We start from the raw sequence: 234 nt of genomic DNA on the forward strand, positions 1-234 counted from the left end.
TTGCAAATCATCTAAAAATAATACAAGTGGATGTTCTTTTGTTGCAAATACACGCACAAAGCTTCTGATCGCATGCCGAAAACGATTATGAACTCCTTGTGGGGGCAAATCTGGAACCTCGCCATTTTCCCAAATTAACCAGCGAAGCTCCGGAATAAAATTCGCAATTACGCTTGCAGAGTGTCCTAACGATTCCGTTAATCTTCTCCCCCACTGCTCCATACTAGATTTACC

Annotated in this window: 1 protein-coding gene; it reads right to left on the reverse strand. The window is 42.3% G+C overall.

Annotated features, from left to right (window positions below; all coding sequences use genetic code 11):
- Positions 1-234: AAA family ATPase (locus tag Q4548_RS17365; RefSeq protein WP_303457290.1), on the reverse strand; the 234-nt coding region annotated here is incomplete at both ends.

This window comes from Wenyingzhuangia sp. 2_MG-2023 (assembly GCF_030548295.1).
Classification (GTDB): Bacteria; Bacteroidota; Bacteroidia; order Flavobacteriales; family Flavobacteriaceae; genus Wenyingzhuangia.